The sequence below is a fragment of the Candidatus Vallotiella adelgis genome, assembly GCF_020541305.1.
Classification (GTDB): Bacteria; Pseudomonadota; Gammaproteobacteria; order Burkholderiales; family Burkholderiaceae; genus Mycetohabitans; species Mycetohabitans adelgis.
The window spans coordinates 47033-68412 of sequence record NZ_CP047396.1 but is presented as its reverse complement, the minus strand read 5'-3'; the positions used below and the strand labels follow the sequence as shown (position 1 = coordinate 68412).

Genomic DNA, 21380 nt, shown 5'->3' with positions numbered 1-21380 from the left:
CGTAAGCGGCTCTGATTGGCAGGGGCAGAGGGAGTTGAACCCCCAACCTTCGGTTTTGGAGACCGACGCTCTGCCAGTTGAGCTATACCCCTCCTCTCCTCAAAATTTGTTAAGGTAGCTATTATCGCTGCCTTAATTATAGCTAGCCATATCCACTTTACTTAATAATCTTGGCAACCACACCGGCACCGACAGTACGACCACCTTCGCGGATTGCGAAGCGCAGGCCTTCTTCCATTGCGATCGGCGCAATTAATTTAACAGTGATCGACACATTATCACCGGGCATCACCATTTCTTTGTCCTTAGGCAACTCAATTGAGCCGGTTACATCTGTTGTACGGAAGTAGAACTGCGGCCGATAGTTGTTAAAGAATGGCGTATGGCGCCCACCTTCATCCTTACTTAGCACGTATACCTCCGCTGTAAAGTATGTGTGTGGCGTGATTGTACCTGGCTTAGCTAGTACTTGGCCACGCTCTACATCTTCGCGCTTGGTGCCGCGCAGCAGAATACCTACATTGTCTCCTGCCTGACCTTGGTCTAGTAGTTTGCGGAACATTTCTACGCCCGTACACGTCGTCTTCAACGTATTACGAATACCAACAACCTCAATTTCCTCACCGACTTTAATTATTCCACGCTCTACACGACCCGTGACAACAGTGCCGCGACCAGAAATAGAGAATACATCTTCTACCGGCATTAAGAATGCGCCATCTACCGTACGCTCTGGCGTCGGAATATGCGTATCTAGCGCAGCAGCTAGACGTATAATCGCCGCTTCACCTAAATCACTTTTATCTCCCTCTAGCGCTAGCTTTGCCGAGCCCTGGATGATTGGCGTATCATCGCCCGGAAACTCATACTTAGATAAAAGTTCGCGAACCTCCATTTCTACTAGTTCGAGCAACTCAGCATCGTCTACCATGTCACACTTGTTTAGGAAGACTATGATATACGGCACGCCTACTTGACGTGCTAGTAGAATATGCTCACGGGTTTGCGGCATTGGACCGTCCGCGGCTGACACCACTAAAATCGCGCCGTCCATCTGTGCTGCGCCAGTAATCATATTTTTTACGTAGTCCGCATGACCGGGGCAGTCTACGTGCGCATAGTGACGATACTCTGTTTCGTACTCAATATGTGCTGTATTAATCGTGATGCCACGAGCTTTCTCTTCTGGCGCCGCGTCGATCTCGTCATACTTCTTTGCTTCACCACCAAACTTCGACGACAAAACCGTCGCGATCGCCGCCGTCAGCGTGGTCTTACCATGGTCAACGTGACCGATCGTGCCTACGTTCACATGCGGCTTGGTCCGTTTAAACTTGCTTTTGGCCATTTTTGCCTCCTAACAGGGATTGGTCTATTGCTCCGCGTGCAAACGCATTACTCTGGCACTTTGGTGCCCATGAGCAGGATTGAACTGCCGACCTCTCCCTTACCAAGGGAGTGCTCTACCACTGAGCTACATGGGCCAAGCATTTAAGACTTTGGAGCGGGTGAAGGGAATCGAACCCTTATTGTAAGCTTGGAAGGCTTCTGCTCTACCATTGAGCTACACCCGCGGAGATACTTGTACTTTATAACACTTGCCGAAAAATTTTGGTGGAGGAGGTTGGATTCGAACCAACGTAGGCATAAGCCAACAGATTTACAGTCTGCTCCTTTTAGCCACTCAGGCACCCCTCCGGAGACAGCCCATTATTATCAGCTAATTAGCTGTAAGTGTCAACCACATTATAACCAGCCTAGACTCAGTAATCATTAGTTTTCCGTCTTCTAGCATAACAAAATTTGTTAATTATATCGGTATTAAGGGAGAGAAATATAAATATTACACAAATTCTAACGCCCTGATACGGGGATTTTAATGCATCAGGGTGCTAGTTCCTTTTATAGAAGGTTATCTGAAGCGTAAAACTCTATCCATTGCATGAATCTTTGTTCAACTTTGAAATAAGTTGTAATATATATTTTCTAACATCCAGAATATTTTTACTAAAATCTTATATTTTATATTCTCGATATTCGTTCCGCGATATTCGTTTATCTTCGGATTTTAAAAAATTTAGAAAATATACGCTATGTATATGCTATTTTGAAGGTGAACTAATCTATAGAAATTAGGATCTGCCTGCGATCTTCGGTATAGTAAGTACTTAAAATTACTTTACTTTTCTTTCGACGAAAAAGCTATTTTTATCAGAATAAAAATTACTTAAGTATGTATTATGAAATAAATATTGAACTTATACGTCTAAGAAGTGAAAAGTATCGGATTTTATATGGTGTGAATTATTTTTAATACAGAGCGATTCCCAAAAAGCGTCACGCCCGATTTGGGCAGAAATCGGGCGTGACGGAGAGAAGGAGAAGCCTGACAATTACCTACTTTCACACGGGAAATCCGCACTATCATCGGCGTGGAGTCGTTTCACAGTCCTGTTCGGGATGGGAAGGGGTGGGACCAACTCACTATGGTCATCAGGCAAAAAGAGATGCAGTCGATTCTTCCACCGTAGTATCTACATGTGCTTTGCAGATCGTATGCTAATGGGGTACCGACAGCCAATTTGGATTAGAAACAGTAAATAAGAGGGTAGTGTAAATTAACTGCATAATGGTAAAACGGACTAGTTATAGGATCAAGCCTTACGGGCAATTAGTATCGGTTAGCTTAACACATTACTGTGCGTACACACCCGACCTATCAACGTCCTAGTCTTGAACGACCCTTTAAGGGGATTAAGTCCCCGGGGAAGTCTTATCTTGAGGCAAGTTTCCCGCTTAGATGCTTTCAGCGGTTATCTTTTCCGAACATAGCTACCCGGCGATGCCACTGGCGTGACAACCGGTACACCAGAGGTTCGTCCACTCCGGTCCTCTCGTACTAGGAGCAGCCCCCCTCAAACTTCCAACGCCCACGGCAGATAGGGACCAAACTGTCTCACGACGTTTTAAACCCAGCTCACGTACCTCTTTAAATGGCGAACAGCCATACCCTTGGGACCGGCTACAGCCCCAGGATGAGATGAGCCGACATCGAGGTGCCAAACACCGCCGTCGATATGAACTCTTGGGCGGTATTAGCCTGTTATCCCCAGAGTACCTTTTATCCGTTGAGCGATGGCCCTTCCATACAGAACCACCGGATCACTATGACCTGCTTTCGCATCTGCTCGACTTGTCGGTCTCGCAGTTAAGCACGCTTATGCCATTGCACTATCAGTACGATTTCCGACCGTACCTAGCGTACCTTTGTACTCCTCCGTTACGCTTTAGGAGGAGACCGCCCCAGTCAAACTGCCTACCATGCACGGTCCCCGAGCCCGATTCAGGACCCTAGGTTAGAACTTCAAACAAACCAGGGTGGTATTTCAAGGACGGCTCCACGTGAGCTAGCGTTCACGCTTCAAGGCCTCCCACCTATCCTACACAGATCGGTTCAAAGTCCAATGCAAAGCTACAGTAAAGGTTCATGGGGTCTTTCCGTCTAGCCGCGGGTAGTTTGCATCATCACAAACATTTCAACTTCGCTGAGTCTCGGGAGGAGACAGTGTGGCCATCGTTACGCCATTCGTGCAGGTCGGAACTTACCCGACAAGGAATTTCGCTACCTTAGGACCGTTATAGTTACGGCCGCCGTTTACCGGGACTTCAGTCAAGAGCTTTCACCCCATCATTTAATCTTCCGGCACCGGGCAGGCGTCACACCCTATACGTCCACTTTCGTGTTTGCAGAGTGCTGTGTTTTTATTAAACAGTCGCAGCCACCAGTTTATTGCAACCCTTTCACCCTTTTGGCGCAGGCCAGTCAGGCTAATAGGGCGTACCTTATCCCGAAGTTACGGTACCAATTTGCCGAGTTCCTTCTCCCGAGTTCTCTCAAGCGCCTTAGAATACTCATCTCGCCCACCTGTGTCGGTTTGCGGTACGGTCTTGTTAGACTGAAGCTTAGAGGCTTTTCTTGGGACCACTTCTAATTGCTTCGCAGCTTAAAAAGCTGCTCGCCCCGCATCCTTGAATTGCGCGCCCGGATTTGCCAAAGCGCCTTCTTTAATGCAGGGACCGGGATTTCCGACACCCGGACAACCTTCCGCGATCCGTCCCCTCATCGCATCTAACAACGGTACAGGAATATTAACCTGTTTTCCATCAGTTACGCATTTCTGCCTCACCTTAGGGGCCGACTTACCCTACGCCGATGAACGTTGCGTAGGAAACCTTGGGCTTACGGCGAGGGGGCTTTTCACCCCCTTTATCGCTACTCATGTCAGCATTCGCACTTCCGATACCTCCAGCATACTTTTCAGTACACCTTCGCAGGCTTACGGAACGCTCTCCTACCATGCGCATTTAACGTGCGCATCCACAGCTTCGGTAATTGGCTTAGCCCCGTTACATCTTCCGCGCAGGACGACTCGATCAGTGAGCTATTACGCTTTCTTTAAAGGATGGCTGCTTCTAAGCCAACCTCCTGACTGTTTTTGCCTTCCCACTTCGTTTTCCACTTAGCCAATTTTAGGGACCTTAGCTGGTGGTCTGGGTTGTTTCCCTTTCGACGTCGGACGTTAGCACCCGGCGTCTGTCTCCCGTCATTACACTCTTCGGTATTCGGAGTTTGCTATGGTGAAGTAATCCGCAATGGACCCCTCAACCATGACAGTGCTCTACCCCTGAAGGTGATAAACGAGGCACTACCTAAATAGTTTTCGGAGAGAACCAGCTATTTCCAAGTTTGTTTAGCCTTTCACCCCTATCCACAGCTCATCCCCTAACTTTTCAACGTTAGTGGGTTCGGTCCTCCAGTGCGTGTTACCGCACCTTCAACCTGGCCATGGATAGATCACTTGGTTTCGGGTCTACGCCCAGCAACTAATCGCCCTATTCGGACTCGCTTTCGCTACGCCTTCCCTATTTGGTTAAGCTTGCTACTGAACGTAAGTCGCTGACCCATTATACAAAAGGTACGCCGTCACCTCTTACAAGGCTCCGACTGTTTGTATGCATGCGGTTTCAGGATCTATTTCACTCCCCTCCCGGGGTTCTTTTCGCCTTTCCCTTACGGTACTGGTTCACTATCGGTCGATCACGAGTATTTAGCCTTGGAGGATGGTCCCCCCATCTTCAAACAGGATTTCACGTGCCCCGTTTTACTTGTCGTACCCTTAGTTCTACACTTTAGTTTTTGCTTACAGGGCTATCACCTGCTATGGCCGTTTTTTCCAGAACGTTCAGCTAACTATAGTGATAAATGATACAGGCTGATCCCATTTCGCTCGCCACTACTTTGGGAATCTCGGTTGATTTCTTTTCCTGCGGCTACTTAGATGTTTCAGTTCGCCGCGTTCGCTTCACATGACCTATGTATTCAGTCATGGATGACCCATATGGGTCGGGTTTCCCCATTCGGACATCTGCGGATCAAAGCTTATTTGCCAGCTCCCCGCAGCTTTTCGCAGGCTACCACGTCCTTCTTCGCCTGTGATCGCCAAGGCATCCACCACATGCACTTGTTTGCTTGATCCTATAACAAGTCCGTCTTACAGCGCGATAACGTTTAGTTTTTGCGCTGTATGTATTGAGTTGTTTAAACTAATTCAACTACTTAAAAAGTATTTTGAACTACTACCCGTCTATTCATTACATTCATCTCTAGATGTAATGAATATTTTGCTTCTATTCCAAATTGTTAAAGAACGTTACAACTATATTTTACTGATTTTACTTTAAAATCAATCGTCAACGCTCAGATTTTAAGCGCTCTCGATTGATCAGTGGTGGAGGCAGACGGGATCGAACCGACGACCTCCTGCTTGCAAAGCAGGTGCTCTCCCGACTGAGCTATACCCCCTTTTTTTAGCTTTTTTTGATTTACACAGTGCTTGTCGTTTATTAGATTTGTATGGTGGGTCTGGTTGGATTTGAACCAACGACCCCCGCCTTATCAAGACGGTGCTCTAACCGACTGAGCTACAGACCCTTTGTCTGCCTCTGTGATTTTTACAGCCGATAAGTGTGAACACTTGAAGTTTAGATATTTTGCTCTAGAAAGGAGGTGATCCAGCCGCACCTTCCGATACGGCTACCTTGTTACGACTTCACCCCAGTTATGAATCCTACCGTGGTAACCGTCCTCCTTTCGGTTAGACTAGCCACTTCTGGTAAAACCCACTCCCATGGTGTGACGGGCGGTGTGTACAAGACCCGGGAACGTATTCACCGCGACATGCTGATCCGCGATTACTAGCGATTCCAACTTTATGCAGTCGAGTTGCAGACTACAATCCGGACTACGATCGGTTTTTTGGGATTAGCTCCCCCTCGCGGGTTGGCAGCCCTCTGTTCCGACCATTGTATGACGTGTGAAGCCCTACCCATAAGGGCCATGAGGACTTGACGTCATCCCCACCTTCCTCCGGCTTGTCACCGGCAGTCTCCTTAGAGTGCTCTTGCGTAGCAACTAAGGATAAGGGTTGCGCTCGTTGCGGGACTTAACCCAACATCTCACGACACGAGCTGACGACAGCCATGCAGCACCTGTGTGTTAGTTCTCTTTCGAGCACCTCTACTTCTCAGTGGAGTTCTAACCATGTCAAGGGTAGGTAAGGTTTTTCGCGTTGCATCGAATTAATCCACATCATCCACCGCTTGTGCGGGTCCCCGTCAATTCCTTTGAGTTTTAATCTTGCGACCGTACTCCCCAGGCGGTCAACTTCACGCGTTAGCTACGTTACCAAGGAAATGAATCCCCAACAACTAGTTGACATCGTTTAGGGCGTGGACTACCAGGGTATCTAATCCTGTTTGCTCCCCACGCTTTCGTGCATGAGCGTCAGTATTGACCCAGGAGGCTGCCTTCGCCATCGGTATTCCTCCACATCTCTACGCATTTCACTGCTACACGTGGAATTCTACCTCCCTCTGCCATACTCTAGTTTGGCAGTCACCAATGCAGTTCCCAGGTTGAGCCCGGGGATTTCACATCGGTCTTAGCAAACCGCCTGCGCACGCTTTACGCCCAGTAATTCCGATTAACGCTTGCACCCTACGTATTACCGCGGCTGCTGGCACGTAGTTAGCCGGTGCTTATTCTTCCGGTATCGTCATTGAACCTAGGTATTTGCCAGGTTTTTTTCTTCTCGGATAAAAGTGCTTTACAACCCGAAGGCCTTCTTCACACACGCGGCATTGCTGGATCAGGGTTTCCCCCATTGTCCAAAATTCCCCACTGCTGCCTCCCGTAGGAGTCTGGGCCGTGTCTCAGTCCCAGTGTGGCTGGTCGTCCTCTCAGACCAGCTACAGATCGTCGCCTTGGTAGGCTTTTACTCTACCAACTAGCTAATCTGCCATCGGCCGCCCTTTGAGCGCGAGGCCAAAGGTCCCCCGCTTTCCTCCTTAGAGAATATGCGGTATTAATCCGGCTTTCGTCGGGCTATCCCCCACTCTAAGACACGTTCCGATGTATTACTCACCCGTTCGCCACTTGCCGCCCGGCCGAAGCCTGCGCTGCCGTTCGACTTGCATGTGTAAGGCATGCCGCCAGCGTTTAATCTGAGCCAGGATCAAACTCTTTAGTTTAAATTTGTTACTTATCTAGCTCTTTCGAGCTAGTTGGTTAACTCAAAATTCTTACAATTTTTAATTTCTTAAAAATTGTCTTTATTTGAATAAAACCTGATGATTTTCTTTGCTTTTCTGCGCCTGAATTTAAAAGCAGGTGCAGTTTATCTATCCATCAAGTGCCCACACTTATCGGCTTTTTTTTGTTAAAGAACATTGCGTTAGCCACGCTTTACCTACTTAAGCTTGGCATTCTGGTCGCGTTACTACGTAAGTAGTACAGAACAACGATTGTGAACATAATCTTTCAAAGCGTCAAGCAGTTTCTTGAAGCGGTCAGTGAGACGCTGATCGCTATAAACTAATTTACTGACTTAACGCTGCAACTTAAATTAAGTTAGCTATCGCTGTCCGCATATTTTCTGGTGCGGGCGCGTTTTCTTGAGCGTACATAGTTTCTGTTTATCACAGTGTTTAATGTATATGAGATAGAGGCATTATATAGTACCGTTCCAAAATTAATAACGCTGTCGAATTAGAATTGAGTTTTGTTTAAGTCATGTATGCGCTGATCACGGCTTCATGCGACAAGGAAGATTTTCCAGCGAGGCGCATCAATATATATTATTGATCTTTCCTTATGGGAGATCTTTAGTCATGAAAACTAGTAGTCATCACTTAGTTTTGACGCACAGGCAAGGAATATGCCGGCCAATCGCAGTTGCTGGTAGCGCCGCAGTAATGCGGCGCGAGTTGATATTCTCAATCCTAACTGGTGCGATGACTGGTGTACACGCTAGATTGTTGTAGTATATTACACACGAGATATAAGATAAACTATATACTATGGTTAGTAGAATTAACCAATAATTGCTTCCTACCGTCAATTAATAAGATGGACTACTAGTGCCTCACAAACGACCGCATAAAAGTTCTTCCATTAACTCATTTGATTACTATTGATTTAAGTTTAGTATCAAGCGCATGATACTGATGATTAAATCGCAGATGATTATCAATACTTTCAGTAGTTTTACACACCATAGATATTTGATAGATAAAATAGGCACGTCCTTGGGACGTCGATGTTACGAGCGAATTTCGGATTTTCCTAAACTGCCGACCCGAAATATCCAGTACATGAGTTGCAGAATATATCTGCAGACCTCTTCCTGTACGGCACTATAAAATAGTGCCGTTTATTATAATACTTCAGTCGTCTGACTAAGATAAGTGTTACTAGATAGCTCAATAAATTACGCTGCTAAGAGATAGCACTTGCCATCAGAAGTTTACTTTTTTAGTTGATTAAAATGACAATGCGGAGAAAGCAGCTAGCAACAGCGTTGCCCCAAATATCGATCAACTATCACGGTTCGTGTTCACTACATGCTTAATAAAAATCTACTGTGTCATTTAGCCCGTTGCGCATCCGCAGAATACAGGTCGAATGCTGAAAAAAATTTCGCTTACTTTCCATAAGGCCCCATTAAACTGCGCAATTCATATTCAGTTGAAACTAGGATAGTGCATCGTGTTTTAGGTTCATGTGAACAGTAAAAAAGAAACGCTTTTCTTTTGCTTGATTATTATCAATATCACTAACTATGAGGGAAAGCGGAAAATTGCGTAGAAGTATGAAACTAGAGCGTATCAGCTTCTGCTTCAGCTTCGTACTTAAATATTCTAAACTAAGTCACAAAATTAACTGAATAATCACATACCTCAGCTTTACTACATATTTTAATGTAGAACGCGGAGAAGCTAGAGTGAGTCAAGCGCGCCTTTCTTCTTTTTATTCATGATGCTAGCTGCATTGTTCGATCAAGTATTTTTTCCCAAACTTGCGCTAATAATACATGTAGCCGAAAACGCCTCTCAAGATATTGGAGTACCACAATAATTAGCACGCTACCGCTTGAGATAATCGCATATAAAGTACACGTCTACTGAAAACTTAGAAAGCATACTCACAAGTATGCGCAGCAAGTCGCTCCCGCTATAAACGAGGCATGCCGTTTGCTCGAGATTCTCAAAGATGCTGCATACTCTGATTTAGAGCGCTAAGAGGATTTAGAAAAGCGCAGATAGGAGGGAAGCATTTTGCGCTCGTGTACCTAATTAGTAAGTAACCCGTTAACATCGCCAGGTTCATTGAATGCATGACTGTTAGTCGTATGAACGCTAAGTAGTGCACTATGCCATTGGCTATCTATTATTTTCATGTTGTCGACTACGATTCGAAATAATTACGCACAACTAGTGTTTTTTATCTGTGAGCTTATGCTCAGCGTGCATAGCGCGTTGGTGGCAGTATACTGGGAACTATTCATCGCTGTCCAACTGAATGTGTAAGCGAGCAACTTCCATGACAACGATCCATATTATAAATGGGGATTTAGCGGCCGCCTCGCTTCGTATAGCGCTAGTTAGTGCGCGACGCAATGAGGAAGTTCTTGTTCTGCGTGATGATCTCGCGTTTGGCCCGATTGGCACTGTTGATAGTGACGCGTATGAACGTGTGGCGTTCTGGCAGCAGGTCCTCGACAACAGGGACTTGGATATCAGGTCCCACCTAAAGGAGCAGAATACCACGTTAGAGCGTCTCGTTAAATCAGCAAGAAATATTGTCGTTTGGCACGCGCAAAGCGCATCAGATCAACTGATGCTACGTCGGATTGTATGGTATCTGTACACCCAACCACAACGACTCAATGAAGTAGCTCTCAGTGCGAACGAGCTGCCTTGTGAAGTTACGCCGCGTGCTGACGGCGCAAGCACAATCAGCATGTTCGGTGCTGATATGCTGGCTACACGCATCCGGAAAGCGGCACCGATCTCAGTATTGCGGATCGGGCGCCTTGCGCTAGAATGGCAAAATATACGCCGACTAAATGGTGATATTCGATGCTGGCGCGAAAACTGCTTCGTAACCAGTACATGTACACCAATCGACAACGCATGGTTACAGCATATCGATGATCGATGGCAAGTAGCAACACAAGTTGCCGCCCGGGTTATAAAGGGCGACTTCGGCGTTTGCGTAACCCACGCAATTGCATTATGGCGCTGTAGAGAACTAGCTACAGTCGGTCGACTCGTTCTTAGTAGCGAAACTAGCCGACAGTGGCGGGATGTGCAAGTACGTCGGCCATAGTCTAGCAATTAATGTGTTTATTCTCATTAGACAAATGCTTAACCCAATTGTGCGTATAGGCTACGAATAATCCCCCTTTTTTTATCATCACAACCAACTCGAGAAAATCTTGAATCTAGCTGCAGAGAAATTTATGCAGATTAGCTACCCGAGCGCATCGATAAAAAGACTTAGTCGCGGCCAGCGGCATATAGACGTCGTCCGCACTAATCTCTATGAGAACAAGGGCAAGGCGCTATTCGATTTACTAGAGACTAATACACGAAATCACTAATATTAATTCTCACTGAGGTCTAGCGAGCTCGCTTGCGACAGGACGCATAAGCAACACATCCTCATAAAGTGAATTTAGCGTGTCTAGCGGCATATGAAACGTCGCATATTTTAGACAGTACTCTACTGAACAATCTTAACTAAGCGATAGCTCTACTCGCGATATTGTTTCCAGGTTTATGCCAGTTGTCACGAACTTATCCGCAGTACATGACTCATGCCAGTTGCATAGCAATCAGCGCGGGTTTCGAGAATGAGTTTATCACTATTCTTGATAATGAATTGAGTTACACGTTTTACAGTAGTGCTGATATTTTGACTTTGAAAAGTGATCTAGTTTTAAAGACACGCATCTCTAGAAAGAAAAATAATAAAAGCGTTTAGTTAAACCCTGATCAAATAATCAATATCACGTGTGCTTTGGTTTGAGAGTAGTATTCCTGATTATTTTATTAAACGCTGCAGCATCGGCAGCGACTTTTCGGATAACAGTGTTCGTCGTCTATGACGATAACCCCTGAGTTTATCAGAATTATTTATCTCTCTTATCTTTCTAGAAACAGTCACAAAAGCACCGAGCATTTATCACTTTAATATTGCGCTCTGAAATGTATAACGAAGAGAGTCAGCTCACGACGCCGTATATATTCATTGCCTGTCGCGATATTTAATGTGACGTATATCTAGAGGCTAGAACTGAGAACACATTAGAAAAAACCGATACGATATTTGGCTCCGGCGCCATCATCTTATACGGCCTCATAATAGTTCAACTATAGCAGGAACAGTCTGCTATTGATGAATACTCGTTCAGTTAGATGCTTAATACCTCTTTTGTGCTACTACTGATAATGTGAGGTATCTGAGCCCACCCATCGCTATAGAAATCGGTTAGTGGCAATAATCTGATTAATGCCAACCCGCTACTAGCGGGCTAGTATTTTTGGTTTTCTCAAGAGCTTAGCTGATCCAGCGCTAAGCGGTATTTCAACCCCAGAAATATACTATAAACACTCTAGTAGCTAGAGGCTTTCTCATAGAAAGGAGCGCTACCAGCATAGTCAGCATTCACTATGCTGATAAGTTATCGATACTATCTGCCTAATTACTGTTTTCTAGCTATCTCCAAGAATATCTTGACCTTGTTTTTCATGATATTCTAGAGTCTACTATTAGACGGTAGAACATAACTCACGCAAGCTAGTAATTAATATCTCACATTTTATCACGCGCTAGCAGTAGCCATACACAGAAAATGTGCATGGCTACTTAAATCTAGATGAGAGAGACGAGCTAGTCCTGTTGTTCGTAGCCCCATCGTATACATCACAACAAAAAACAGTCCCAGTAATTATCTAGGTTAGCTAACCTAAATTATAAAGAACTGCTCAGCCGACACGTGCATTGGCCGATGCTACTGCAGCCATGTTAATGATGCGGCGCACGGTGGATGCCGGCGTCAGTATATGTACGGCCTTTGCAGCGCCAAGCAAAAACGGCCCAACCGTCACACCTTCTCCGCCAATCATTTTGAGCAGGTTATATGTAATGTTAGCCGCTTCAATGTTTGGCATAATGAGCAAGTTAGCTTCACCACTGAGCGTGGTACTAGGCATTGCCTTCCTTCGGATTACTTCCGACAGCGCCGCATCACCGTGCATTTCGCCATCGACTTCTAGGTGCGCAGCACGCTCAGCAATCAGCGCACGAGCTCGAGCCATACGCTGAGAAGAAGCTGTCGGCACGATGCCAAAATTTGAGTTCGACAATAATGCAATTTTCGGCACAATACCGAATTTCTCAACCTCGCGCGCCGCTAGAATTGCCATATCGGCAAGCTGCTCCGCACTTGGAATTTCGTTCACATAGGTATCGCAAATAAAGAGATTTCGGCCTGGCAACATTAGTAAATTCATCGCCGCATAGTACTTAGCATTTCCAGCAAGGCCAAGAATATAATCAATGTACTTTAGATGACTATGAAACGATTTTATTAAGCCACATACCATGCCATCCGCATTGCCAAGCCGAACCAGTATAGCGCTGAGCAATGTATTCGAGTTGCGTATCGAAGACTGAGTCACTTCAGGTATTTCTTTCCCACACTTAAGTTCGTGATAGGCCTGCCAACACTGATTATAAAGCGCATCATTGTCTAGATCGACGATCTCGAAGTCGTAGCCGACGCGTAGCTTCGAACTCATCTTCTTTAGGCGCATTTCAACCACAGCTGGACGTCCAACAATAATTGGCCTACCGATACGCTCGGTCAGCATAAATTGTGCTGCATGTAATACACGTTCGTCTTCACCTTCGGCGAATATAATTCGTGCGTTAGAAGCCTTAGCTGCAGAGAATACGGGTCGCATGACCATACCGGTACGGTATACCATCGTGGTAAGCTGCTCCCGATAAGTTTCCATATCTAAGATCGGGCGCGTCGCAACATGTGAATCTATCGCTGCTTGCGCAACAGCGGGCGCAATCTTGATCATTAGTCGCGGATCAAATGGCTTGGGGATTAAATACTCCGGACCAAATTCGAGTGTATGGCCCTCATACACTCTAGCGACTTCGTCGCCTTGGCCACTTTCCTCGGCTAGCTCTGCAAGTGCGCGAACGCATGCGAGCTTCATTTCTTCTGTGATCGTAGTTGCTCCCGCGTCAAGCGCGCCGCGGAAGATAAATGGAAAGCATAAGACGTTATTAACCTGATTCGGATAGTCAGAACGGCCCGTGGCAATAATACAATCGGGTCTGACTTTCTTGGCCTCTTCCGGACGGATCTCCGGCTCCGGATTAGCTAGCGCTAGAATTAACGGCTTGTCAGCCATCCCTCGGACCATATCTGGTTTTAGTACACCAGCTTTCGAGCAACCAAGGAACACATCAGCATCTTTCATTGCGTCAGCAAGGGTGCGAGCATCGGTATGCACCGCATAGCGGTGCTTGGACGGATCAAGATAACCGCGGCCTTCATAGATTATGCCCTTAGAGTCAGCTACAAGAATATTGCTCTTACTGAGACCAAGTTTGACTAGTAGATCTAAGCATGCGATTGCTGCCGCACCCGCACCCGAAACAACTAACTTCACCTGAGCGATATTTTTTCTAATGACTTTCAGGCCATTCAAGATTGCTGCTGACGCAATGATAGCGGTGCCATGCTGATCATCGTGGAACACCGGGATCTTCATTCGCTCACGTAGTTTCTGCTCGATATAGAAACACTCCGGCGCCTTAATATCCTCTAAATTGATGCCACCCAGAGTCGGCTCGAGCATTGCGATTGCTTCGACCAATTTATTGGGATCAGATTCCGCGAGCTCAATATCGAACACGTCGATACCAGCGAATTTCTTAAATAAACAGCCCTTGCCTTCCATAACCGGTTTGGCAGCCAACGGCCCAATATTACCAAGCCCTAGTACTGCTGTGCCATTTGTAATAACACCGACTAAATTACCGCGAGACGTGTACTTCTGTACATCAAGCGGCTCAGCATAAATCGCCTCGCACGCAGCTGCAACACCTGGAGAATAAGCACGGGACAAGTCAAATTGACTAGACAGTGGCTTGGTTGGAATAACAGATATCTTGCCAGGTTTTGGATTTTGGTGATAGGCGAGAGCGCTTTGTTTCAGTTGTTCGTCCATAGTGCGACGTGTAAGTAAATAGAGAGTGGATATATTTCAGAGAGGCTAAGTGTACACCCCATGAACTTCTGTCCAAATATTAGTGCGGAGAACCCCCCCAACTGAAGTGCGTATCACGGACACCTCAACGCCGTTAGTCAGCATGGTTACACAATAAGATATAATTTTGGCTATTCGTACCGAGAAGCTCTGTCCCGTCCCACTCCTGATTCCAAGGATTTTTCTGATGATAGGTATCGATCCCAAAACAATTTCTAATAATACCGCCAGAATTCTGCTCGAGGTCCAAGCCGTCCACTTCAATGAAAAAAAACCGTATATTTTCACATCCGGGTTAGCGAGCCCAGTCTATATCGATTGCCGGAAACTGATTTCCTATCCTCGAGCACGGAGAGCTCTAATAGATATGGCTGAATCAACGATTTATGCTGACATTGGGTTTGAGCAGGTCGATTCAGTGGCAGGTGGCGAAACTGCCGGCATTCCTTTCTCGGCGTGGATTGCTGAGCGGATGAGCCTGCCAATGCAATATGTTCGTAAAAAGCCCAAGGGATTTGGTCGTAATATACAGATCGAGGGATTGCTGCCAGAAGGTTCGAGAGTGCTTTTGGTCGAGGACCTAACAACTGATAGTCGAAGCAAGGTCAAATTTATCAATGCGTTGCGCACTGCCGGCGCGAACGTCGAGCACTGCTTTGTATTATTTCACTATGACATCTTCCAAGAAAGCGTGTTAGTTCTCAAAAATATTGCCGTTAATCTGCATGCACTAGCAACCTGGTGGGATGTGCTGCGCGCGGCTAGGAACAAAAAATACTTTGATGCTCAAACACTGGATGAGGTCGAGAAGTTCCTGCACGCTCCCGCTCAATGGTCGGCTTCTCATGGAGGCACGATGTCCGCACCGCAATAGAGCTAGAAATATCGAATTTGTTTCCTTGCAACATATCACTCACAAGGCAGCTGAAGCGAACCTAACAATTTTAGATTTATCGAAGCATCACGCGGTCGCTAAGTACTCAGATCTCTTTAGTGAAGAGCTTCAGAAGTTATCAACGATAGTCGATGGTTAGATCAGACTCCATAAAGTCGGGCGCACTAGAAATGCCTGTAACAACTCTGACAATAACCACCAGAGGTATCTGATACCTATAATCCCACATAATGCATTTGCTATGCTACTACTAATCTACTGCGCATCCATCCCGCTTGGGACTTGAAAGTACTAGCCTTAGTATCAGAGCATCAAGTGAGAGTGCAATGACAAGAAAAGTTTTTGTCAACGGACAAGATGATGCAATAAGGCTGAAGATCAGTGAATATCTCTCAAAGCGGCATGACATTGAGGTATTATATATTGACGATGTATAAGCGAAGAATCTTGACGAAAGATCTTGATAAGCAACGCCGTCTAATCAACCCTCCGACGTTACGTTCCTATGTCTGCCAGATACTGCATCTCGCGAGGTCTTTATCACCCCGGTCGACAGTGCCTGCATGGTTGTTATGGACGTAAACGCCGTATTGTACGAATGTCATTACTGTGGAAAAACTTGTAATGCATGAGATTAGCAAGAGCAATAATTAATAATGTTAACTAACTGGTCTTCCAGTAAAAATCTACTAGCCTAGACTGGCTAATACTAAGAAATTTTTTAAGGAACGATTTATGGAAACACGACTTATTTTGGACATCATCAATTATGATGCTGTCCTAATCTGACACAGATGAAACTGTGTTATGTACTGCATGGAGTTTAAAACTTATAGCTTGATTGTTCAGCTCTCATAATAAGCCACATCACATATATCTTATCGCCGCAGCATACGAATCTAGGCATGCTCACCTTGATTCTCATGCTGTAGTATTATCTCTAATACAATAATTTGGTAAGCACTCTTCGAGTAACGAAGACACCATGCTACTCTACTGTTACCGACTTAGCGAGATTCCGCGGCTTGTCGATATCAGTTCCACGTGCACAGGCGGTGTGATAGGCGAGCAATTGTAATGGCACCACATGCAGAATCGGTGAGAGCAGCCCATAATGTTCTGGCATCCGGATCACATGCAAACCTTCATTGTTGACAATTCGTGTATCTGTATCAGCGAATACATATAGTTGTCCACCTCGTGCCCGAACTTCCTGAATATTGGCTTTTAGTTTTGCTAGAAGAGTATCGTTTGGTGCAATAGTTACCACTGGCATTGCTTCGGTCACCAGCGCAAGAGGCCCATGCTTAAGTTCGCCAGCCGGGTATGCCTCGGCGTGGATATACGAGATTTCTTTCAGCTTTAACGCACCTTCAAGTGCAATCGGATAATGCATTCCTCTGCCAAGAAACAGTGCGTTTTCCTTGCATGAAAATTCTTCTGCCCATGCGATAATATGTGGCTCGAGCGCAAGAACACTATTGAGTGCTGACGGCAAATGCCGCAACTGCTTCAGGTAGTGCGCCTGAAGACTTGCGTCGACATGACCTCGTAGCCGTCCAAGTGTTACTGCGAGCACGAATAGCGCAACGAGCTGTGTGGTGAATGCTTTAGTAGATGCTACGCCGATTTCGGTACCAGCATGCGTCATCGAGCGCAATGTAGTAAGCTTGGCTATAGTGCTGCTCACGACATTGCAAACTGCCATCGTATGCGAGTGCCCGAGTGCTCGGGCATGTTTGAGCGCCGCAAGCGTATCTGCTGTCTCGCCAGATTGTGAGATTGCTATAACTAGTGACGCGGAGTTCGGAACAGAGTCACGATATCGATACTCGCTTGCAATCTCGACTTGCGTGGGGATTTTTGCAATCGACTCGAGCCAGTACTTTGCCGTCAAACCAGAGTAGTAACTAGTGCCACATGCAAGAATTAGAAGGCTGTTGATCTCGTTGAATACATCACTGGCAGTAGAACCGAACAACTCAGGATCAAATGCGTCTGTCTGTGCAATTGTGTCAGAAATTGCCTGTGGTTGCTCAAAGATCTCTTTTTGCATGAAGTGCCGGTACGGACCGAGCTCTACTGCACTTCCATGTGCCTTAACCATGTGTATCTTCCGCTGCACTAGACTACAATAGCGATCTGCGATCCGAACGCCGTCTAGCGTCAACTCGACTACATCTCCTTCCTCGAGGAAAATGAAGCGGTCGGTACTACCCGTTAGTGCAAGCGTATCCGAGGCTAAGAAATTCTCCTGCTGGCCCAGCCTAACTACCAGCGGTGAGCCGGCTCGCGCACCGCATACTCGATGCGGCTGATCTTTTGAAAATACTGCGATCGCGTAAGCGCCATGCAACTGCTTCACTGCTTCGCGCACAGCGGAAAATAAGTCACCGCGATACAGGCTGTAGATTAGATGGGCAATGACCTCAGTATCAGTCTGTGTTACGAACTGATAGCCGTCTGTGCGCAATCCTTCACGCAGGTTTTCATAGTTTTCGATAATTCCGTTGTGAACGATAGCAATCGTGTCGTGCGAAAAGATTGGATGCGCGTTGTGCGTTACCGGCGCTCCGTGGGTCGCCCAGCGTGTATGTGCGATGCCGGTTTCTCCCACTAGTTGAGTGTTTTGGATCTGCTGCTCGAGGTCCGCAACGCGCGATACACTGCGGGCACACCAAGCGGTGCCACCGACAATCGCAGCCACACCACACGAGTCGTAGCCACGATACTCGAGATGTCTCAGCCCGTCGATAAGAACTGGGACAATGTTACGTTGTGCTACTGCGCCGATAATGCCGCACATAAGTTTATCCGTAGAAAATAGAGGGTATCTACTGCACCGTCTTATCAGGAAACATGTATTCAGGTTTTTTTCTTGGTCGGTCGCTCGTACCCTGGTTTTGTGACCTGTGTTTTCTCATTCAATACTAACGCCCCAGCAGGTACGTCGCACCAGACGGTGGTACCAGCTGCGAGCGTCGCTCCTGAGCCCACGACGACTGGCGCAACAAGCTGCGTATCGGAACCAACAAATACGTCATCGCCAATGATGGTACGATGTTTATTTATGCCATCATAGTTACAAGTGATTGTCCCGGCACCGATATTCACACGTGCCCCGACGTCGGCGTCGCCGATATAGCTCAAATGGTTAGCCTTAGCGCCATACCCAAGCACTGCATTTTTTACCTCGACGAAATTGCCCACATGTACGTTGCTAGACAGCACGGTTCCCGGACGCAGTCGCGCATATGGGCCAAGTACAACGTTCTCGCCCACGTACGCTCCATCAATATGCGTGAACGCATCTACGCGTGTACCTGCGGCAATCGTCGCTTCGCGGATTAAGCAGTTCGGCTCGATGCTGACGTGGTCGCCCAGCACAACATGTCCTTCAAATACGCAATTTATATCGATCGACACCTCGACGCCGCATTCTAGCGTCCCTCGCACATCAATGCGCGAGGGGTCAGTTAATGTGACACCGGCATCTAACAAACGTAATGCTACGTTGCGCTGGTAGATGCGCTCCAGGTCAGCTAACTGACGCTTGCTATTTACGCCGAGCGCCTCCCATACGTCGTCCGGCTGCACACTGACGATCTCCACGCCATCTTTAATCGCATGCTCTACCATATCGGTTAAGTAGAATTCGTGCTGCGCGTTGTTGTTTGTTAATGAGTTTAGCCAAGAATCGAGGCGACCGCTCGGCGAGATAACAATTCCAGTGTTGATCTCACGGATTTCCTGTTGCCACGGATCAGCATCTTTTTGCTCGATAATCCGTATTATGCGTCCCGCACAATCGCGCACAACTCGACCATAACCGTGCGGATCATCCGATATAACAGTAAGCACTCCATAACAGCCGTTAGCTGCTGCATCGACTAGCCGATGCAACGTCGAGACACGGGTGAGTGGCACATCGCCGTACAGAATAAGCGTAGGAAGTGCGGGGTCGATGAAGGGCAGCGCGTGTTTAACCGCGTGACCTGTACCTTGTTGCTCAGTCTGAAGCGCAAACTGAATATCAGGCGCGGAAACCGCCCGGCGTATGGCCTGGGCGCCATACCCGACCACCACGATGAGTTGACTCGGTTCCAAAGCACGTGCTGTGGCAATGACATGGGATAGTAATGACCGGTTAGCTAGTGCATGCAGTACCTTTGGCCGCACAGAGTGCATACGCTTGCCAATGCCGGCCGCAAGAATAACGATATTCACGGCGTCTTTATCCAAGGAGTCTTGATAAAATAATTTTATCATTGAGCCTGCTAGATTTCGTCATATACTCGCTCTATGCTGAGAGCTAAAGTCACTGGGGCGTTAAATCGTACGATTAGCACAATGTTATTGATAGACGTTATACAAAGTTCATTGACGAATGCAATGTCGCTGTGTGAAATGAGTCATGTCTGTGGCATATAGCCCAGCGCACAAAACAGCCAGTAATTCATTAAATATGACAGCATGTTGTTAAGCAATGCCAATCACTCAACCTCTACTCACCTCCCCTGTCCGAAGACGCATATATTTTATTTCTGTAGCCCTCTCCTTATCTTTATAGGTATTAGGTTCAGTCATCTGCTACGCAGATTACATAACATAATTAGAAATTCATGAATTTTTTAGATCCTTGTCTCTTATATAAAAAGCGGAAGGATGGTAATGTATCTGGCATTTTTAGAAGTCACTTTAGATGCACATCTTGGTATTTTCCGTCGCAAAACATTAGGCGGTACGAAATAGAATATGTGTCGCAATTATACGCGCATCGTTTTTACTCTTAGCTTAGGCTGGAGGTACGTGGTAAATGCATACGTGTCTCATGCCAGATTTAGGTATAGAGCAGTATGTCGCGTTCGGTGGGATATAGACAGTATGTATATGCCAAAAATCCGGGTTTCTTTTCGCCTGGCGCGATAGTGCTGACTCCTAAATTAATGAGCATACGCTCTGCCTAGCCATAGTAAGATCTCCAGAAAAGCATCGCTATTCTTGTCAGCAAACACACGGTTATTTATTGTTCCCGACTTTAGTGATATCGAAACTAGCTATAGCCCAGTAAACCTGCTAAATAAGCCGCTTAAACAGTGTGTAGTATTTGTAAGTTTGTTTCTTTTTACAACGGATTAGAGCTCTTATAAGCGGCCTTAGTCACATTCATACTCAGTTTATTTAATGCGGATTACTTCTACGCCAACCAACTTGCAGTCGGAGTAGTCGTCCAGTTTCTCGGTCGAAACACGAACTGCCTTCACTTTCGGGTGCAATAGTATTGCGGTGGCCACGTCATCGCACAACATTTCTTGTAGATAGATATATCCGCGCGACACTCGTTTGGCGATGGTTAAACGTCAAACGCATAAAATCGTCATCAACAACTTCAACCCGCTTGTCGACGCGCAGTATCGACCCGACCAGCGGTACAAATAAATCAATGTTAACGATGACGCGCTGCTCAATCCGCTGCTCCAAATCATGCACACTAATGTTAATGTAAATACGATAGTTTGAAATAGTCGTCGACAGACTGCGAGGCTTGGGTGAGAAAGAGTGGAGAACGTAGATGATCTAATTAAAAGTTGGGGCGAGGGGGGTAGCCGCGCATCATGGTTTGATGGCAGTATGTGAATATATCTTGCTCACGAACCAGCCATGAATTGCACATAACTTAGGGATAGCATAAAGTGCTACCCATTGTCACTCAACAGTATCTCACTTCTATATCGCGCATATCAGCTTAATAACACAACATCAATCTAATAGCACAATATCAATCGCG

7 protein-coding genes, 6 tRNA genes, 3 rRNA genes and 2 pseudogenes are annotated in these 21380 nt (G+C 46.4%); 4 read left to right on the top strand and 14 right to left on the bottom strand.

The features are described 5' to 3' along the window. Window positions 1-16: 16 nt before the first annotated feature. From GJV44_RS00220 to GJV44_RS00175, 10 genes are all read right to left on the bottom strand, one after another. Window positions 17-92, bottom strand: a tRNA-Trp gene (locus tag GJV44_RS00220). A 65-nt stretch (window positions 93-157) separates the two neighbouring features. Then, window positions 158-1348: an elongation factor Tu gene (gene tuf, locus GJV44_RS00215; RefSeq protein WP_226806517.1), complete on the bottom strand. Its 1191-nt coding sequence runs from the start codon at window positions 1346-1348 to the stop codon at window positions 158-160. 61 nt (window positions 1349-1409) lie between these two features. Next, window positions 1410-1484: transfer RNA gene (locus tag GJV44_RS00210), tRNA-Thr, on the bottom strand. A 16-nt stretch (window positions 1485-1500) separates the two neighbouring features. Further along, window positions 1501-1574, bottom strand: a tRNA-Gly gene (locus GJV44_RS00205). Window positions 1575-1612: 38 nt separating this feature from the next. Next, window positions 1613-1698 (bottom strand) — tRNA-Tyr (locus GJV44_RS00200). A 686-nt stretch (window positions 1699-2384) separates the two neighbouring features. Next, window positions 2385-2498 (bottom strand): 5S ribosomal RNA (gene rrf / locus GJV44_RS00195). Between the two features lie 152 nt (window positions 2499-2650). Then, window positions 2651-5536, bottom strand: a 23S ribosomal RNA gene (locus GJV44_RS00190). Window positions 5537-5787: 251 nt separating this feature from the next. Next, window positions 5788-5863: transfer RNA gene (locus tag GJV44_RS00185), tRNA-Ala, on the bottom strand. 52 nt (window positions 5864-5915) lie between these two features. Beyond that, window positions 5916-5992 (bottom strand) — tRNA-Ile (locus GJV44_RS00180). 68 nt (window positions 5993-6060) lie between these two features. Next, window positions 6061-7590, bottom strand: a 16S ribosomal RNA gene (locus GJV44_RS00175). The 16S, 23S and 5S rRNA genes sit together here with 2 tRNA genes alongside, the layout of an rRNA operon. 639 nt (window positions 7591-8229) lie before the next feature. Here GJV44_RS00175 and GJV44_RS00170 point away from each other — a divergent pair. Further along, complete coding sequence (locus tag GJV44_RS00170; RefSeq protein WP_226806516.1) at window positions 8230-8382, top strand: hypothetical protein; 153 nt, start codon at window positions 8230-8232, stop codon at window positions 8380-8382. A 1558-nt stretch (window positions 8383-9940) separates the two neighbouring features. After that, window positions 9941-10729 carry a DUF1835 domain-containing protein gene (locus tag GJV44_RS00165; RefSeq protein ID WP_226806515.1) on the top strand — a complete coding sequence of 263 codons (789 nt, stop codon included), beginning with the start codon at window positions 9941-9943 and terminating at the stop codon, window positions 10727-10729. A 1661-nt stretch (window positions 10730-12390) separates the two neighbouring features. Here GJV44_RS00165 and GJV44_RS00160 read toward each other — a convergent pair. Further along, window positions 12391-14658, bottom strand: a complete 2268-nt coding sequence (locus GJV44_RS00160; protein WP_226806514.1) for an NADP-dependent malic enzyme — start codon at window positions 14656-14658, stop codon at window positions 12391-12393. A gap of 226 nt (window positions 14659-14884) precedes the next feature. On the opposite strand from GJV44_RS00160, the gene GJV44_RS00155 reads away from it, so the two are divergent. Both GJV44_RS00155 and GJV44_RS04520 read left to right on the top strand, forming a co-directional pair. Further along, window positions 14885-15571: an orotate phosphoribosyltransferase gene (locus GJV44_RS00155; RefSeq protein WP_226806513.1), complete on the top strand. Its 687-nt coding sequence runs from the start codon at window positions 14885-14887 to the stop codon at window positions 15569-15571. Between the two features lie 347 nt (window positions 15572-15918). Next, window positions 15919-16125, top strand: a pseudogene (locus tag GJV44_RS04520) (N-acetyl-gamma-glutamyl-phosphate reductase); the annotation flags it as partial. Window positions 16126-16580: 455 nt separating this feature from the next. Here the strand turns inward: GJV44_RS04520 and glmS are convergent. The 3 genes and pseudogenes from glmS to GJV44_RS00140 all read right to left on the bottom strand — a co-directional run bounded on the left by glmS (window position 16581) and on the right by GJV44_RS00140 (window position 21174). Next, window positions 16581-18398, bottom strand: a complete 1818-nt coding sequence (gene glmS / locus GJV44_RS00150; RefSeq protein ID WP_226806512.1) for a glutamine--fructose-6-phosphate transaminase (isomerizing) — start codon at window positions 18396-18398, stop codon at window positions 16581-16583. Window positions 18399-18457: 59 nt separating this feature from the next. Continuing rightward, window positions 18458-19819 (bottom strand): bifunctional UDP-N-acetylglucosamine diphosphorylase/glucosamine-1-phosphate N-acetyltransferase GlmU, encoded by a 1362-nt coding sequence (gene glmU / locus GJV44_RS00145; RefSeq protein WP_226806511.1) that lies wholly within the window; start codon window positions 19817-19819, stop codon window positions 18458-18460. 950 nt (window positions 19820-20769) lie between these two features. After that, window positions 20770-21174: pseudogene (locus GJV44_RS00140) on the bottom strand (dihydroneopterin aldolase). Between the last annotated feature and the right edge of the window lie 206 nt (window positions 21175-21380).

Bases quoted from the DNA above. Each gene is read 5' to 3' on its own strand.
- GJV44_RS00170 (WP_226806516.1), top strand. From the start codon at position 8,230: ATGAAAACTAGTAGTCATCACTTAGTTTTGACGCACAGGCAAGGAATA.
- glmS (WP_226806512.1), bottom strand. From the start codon at position 18,398: ATGTGCGGCATTATCGGCGCAGTAGCACAACGTAACATTGTCCCAGTT.
- GJV44_RS00160 (WP_226806514.1), bottom strand. From the start codon at position 14,658: ATGGACGAACAACTGAAACAAAGCGCTCTCGCCTATCACCAAAATCCA.
- GJV44_RS00165 (WP_226806515.1), top strand. From the start codon at position 9,941: ATGACAACGATCCATATTATAAATGGGGATTTAGCGGCCGCCTCGCTT.
- GJV44_RS00155 (WP_226806513.1), top strand. From the start codon at position 14,885: ATGATAGGTATCGATCCCAAAACAATTTCTAATAATACCGCCAGAATT.
- tuf (WP_226806517.1), bottom strand. From the start codon at position 1,348: ATGGCCAAAAGCAAGTTTAAACGGACCAAGCCGCATGTGAACGTAGGC.